Here is a 2,121-nt window from a genome sequence, read left to right as displayed (position 1 = left end):
GGTGATCGCAAAGGGGTCGATCCGGCGAACCTTGCCCGGCAGCGGCACATCTCCGCCCCAATCATCAATGATGACCGGATCGCCCACCTTTACTTGAACCGCGTCAGACGAGATCAGTTGCACCACCACCTCCAGCCCATCCGCGATATTGCCGATTTCCATGATCGGGACACCAGCGGGCAGCGTGGTCTCGCTTTGCTGCATGATCTGCAAGATCCGCCCCGTGGCAGGTGCCCAAAGCGGGATGTCCTCGCTGGTCTGTTCACGCAGGGCGGCGGCCAGCCCACGGTCGTCAAACCCGATCAACAGCGCGCGCGCATTGGCCAGCTCTGCCTCGCGCATCGAAATCGCGGCTTCGGCGGTTTCAACCTGCGCCACGGCCACGCGCCGTTTTTGTCTGGCGCTGTCGAGCGCGGATTCGCTTGCGATCTGGCGCTCGGCAAGCTGTTCGGTGCGCGCAAGTTCGCTTTCGGCGAAATCGCGGCTGGCCATCGCCACGTTCAGATCGGCGCGCGCAACCCGCACCGCGGCTTCGGCGGCCTGCACCGCAGCCAGCGCCTGTTCGCGCGTGCGCACATCAAGTGCGGAAGGGTTGATCGGCAACATATGTGCCACCACGGTTTCACCACGCACCACCGCATCGCCCGGTTTGACCTCGACCCGTTGCAGGCGGCCAGCAATGGGGGTTGAGACGACATAGGCCTCGGCAACCTGCGCGCGGCCCTCTTCGTCGATCGTCACCATCATCGCGCCGCGCGTCACCTCGCCCAGATCGACCATCAAGGCGCGAGGCCAGAATGCCGCGACCAGCGCACCGCCCACCAGCGCCGCAACAACCAAGGTCAAAAACAGCCGCGAGCTTTTCTTCTTGCGTAGTGCCATGATCAATCCCGTGCCTTGAGCGCCACGATCAGGTCCGCCCGATCAAGGTCGCGTTTCACTATCCATCCCGAAACGAAGGCCGCGCCAAGCACGACAAGCATACCCTGCCCGTAGCTGACAGGGTCGAAGATGGCTGGAATCTGATAGAGGTCCGTCGAAAAACCCGCGGCAATACCGAACGAAAGATAATAGCCCAGCAACGCCCCGACAGGCAGCGCCACCAGCGTCACCACCGCCAGTTCCCCCAGTAGCACGAACGCCACTTCACCGCTGGAAAAACCGATCACCCGCAGCGATGCGAGGTCGCGCGACCGTTCCGCCAGCGCAATCCGCGCCGCATTGTAAACGATGCCGAAGGTGATGACGAAAGCAAGCGAGCCCATCACATAACGAATTGCGCCCGCGCCCTCGTTCATGATGCGCAAGAAGGCGTCGCGCGCCTGCGATTTGACGCTGACACCGGCCACGGTTGGCATGTCTTGCAGCGCGGCGTAGATGGCATCGCCCTGCGCCTCGTCGATCATCAGATAGGCGCCTGAAATCCGGTCGGGCTCGCCGAGGCTTCGGTTCAGCGCGGCCAGATCCATATAGGCGGGCGCGCCAAGCAATGTCTGCGCGGTGCCAGCGACGGGTATCTGCATCAACGGCTGGCGACCCTCGCGCACATCGACCGTCAGCGTGTCGCCCGGCGCCACCCCCAACATACCTGCCAGCACATCCGACAGGATCACGCCGCTTTGTGGCAGCGCGATCGGCTGCATCTGCTTGTCGAGCGCGCGGTTCAACTCTGGGTTCTGCGGCAAGCCGGTCAGCGCGCCGCGCTGGCTTTGCAGCCCATAGCGCATCACCACCGCCACGTTGCGCACCGGCTCCACCCGCTCTACCCCCGGCAAGCGCGCCAGTTCGAACAGGGTCTTGTCGCTGACCGGATGGGTAAAGCTGACCATGACATCGCTGCGATCCACGACCGAAAAGGTCAGATCAATCGTCTCATCGAAACCCGCGTAGATGGTGATCATCGAGACAGAAAGCGCCATGCCACAAGCGATGCCGATCATTGAGCCGGCCATGCGCCCCGGCTGGCGCGTCAGTCGCCGTAGCACCATGCGACTTGGCTGATCGAGAAAGCGGTTGAGGCTATGGCCGATTCTGCCGGTGCGGCTGAAGTTTGGGGGTGCGGGCGGGCGCATGGCTACTGCCGGGGTCAGCGCAAAGACCTGGCGCAAGACCAGCAGGCCC

Annotated in this window: 2 protein-coding genes; both read right to left on the bottom strand. The window is 63.6% G+C overall.

Going from position 1 to position 2,121, the window contains the following annotated elements; all coding sequences use genetic code 11:
• Positions 1-882, bottom strand: an 882-nt coding sequence (locus ABY403_RS15985) for an efflux RND transporter periplasmic adaptor subunit (RefSeq protein ID WP_372841803.1), incomplete at its 3' end; no start/stop codon positions are given.
• Between the two features lie 2 nt (positions 883-884).
• A partial coding sequence (locus ABY403_RS15980) for an FtsX-like permease family protein (protein ID WP_372841802.1) occupies positions 885-2,121 on the bottom strand: 1,237 nt, incomplete at its 5' end.

The organism is Phaeovulum sp., assembly GCF_041596715.1.
Lineage (GTDB): Bacteria > Pseudomonadota > Alphaproteobacteria > Rhodobacterales > Rhodobacteraceae > UBA6213.
Note: the sequence above shows the minus strand (reverse complement) of the source record. Positions and strands in the feature narration are given on the sequence as shown.